Here is a 1213-nt window from a genome sequence, read left to right on the forward strand (position 1 = left end):
GCGTGTTTAGCCCCGTTACATTTTCGGCGCAGAGTCACTCGACCAGTGAGCTATTACGCACTCTTTCAATGGTGGCTGCTTCTAAGCCAACATCCTGGTTGTCTGTGCAACTCCACATCCTTTCCCACTTAACACACACTTGGGGACCTTAGCTGATGGTCTGGGCTGTTTCCCTTTTGACAATGGATCTTAGCACTCACTGTCTGACTCCCGGATTTAAGTTTGTGGCATTCAGAGTTTGACTGGACTTGGTAACCCTTGGCGGGCCCCGCACCCAATCAGTGCTTTACCTCCACAACTCAACATCCGAGGCTAGCCCTAAAGCTATTTCGGGGAGAACCAGCTATCTCCGAGTTCGATTGGAATTTCTCCGCTACCCCCACCTCATCCCCGCATTTTTCAACATGCGTGGGTTCGGGCCTCCAGTGAGTGTTACCTCACCTTCACCCTGGACAGGGGTAGATCACACGGTTTCGGGTCTACGTCCACGTACTAAAGCGCCCTATTCAGACTCGCTTTCGCTGCGGCTCCGTCTTTTCAACTTAACCTCGCACGGGAACGTAACTCGCCGGTTCATTCTACAAAAGGCACGCCATCACCCATATAGAGGGCTCTGACTTTTTGTAAGCACACGGTTTCAGGTTCTTTTTCACTCCGCTTCCGCGGTGCTTTTCACCTTTCCCTCACGGTACTGCTTCACTATCGGTCACTAGGGAGTATTTAGCCTTGGCAGATGGTCCTGCCGGATTCCGACGGGGTTTCACGTGACCCGCCGTACTCAGGATACCTCTAGGGATTTCGTTCGATTTTGGCTACAGGGCTTTTACCTTCTATGCCGGACCTTTCCAGATCACTTCGCCTACCGAACTAACCCCACAACGAGGTCCTACAACCCCAAGGAGCAAGCTCCTTGGTTTGGGCTATTCCGCTTTCGCTCGCCGCTACTGACGGAATCACTTTTGTTTTCTTTTCCTCCAGGTACTTAGATGTTTCAGTTCCCTGGGTATGCCTCCAATGCAGCTATGTATTCACTACATGGTAACTGCGCATTACCACAGCTGGGTTCCCCCATTCGGACATCCCCGGATCAAAGCCTGCTTACGGCTCCCCGAGGCATTTCGTCGTTCGCCACGTCCTTCTTCGGCTCCTAGTGCCTAGGCATCCTCCGTGTGCTCTTTCTAGCTTAACCTAGAAAAAACTTTAAAGATTTTTG

General features: G+C 51.7%; 1 rRNA gene. It reads right to left on the reverse strand.

The features are described 5' to 3' along the window. A 23S ribosomal RNA gene (locus GC098_RS00005) occupies positions 1-1189 on the reverse strand; the annotation flags it as partial. Between the last annotated feature and the right edge of the window lie 24 nt (positions 1190-1213).

It is taken from the genome of Paenibacillus phytorum, assembly GCF_013141715.1.
GTDB classification, from domain to species: Bacteria; Bacillota; Bacilli; order Paenibacillales; family NBRC-103111; genus Paenibacillus_E; species Paenibacillus_E phytorum.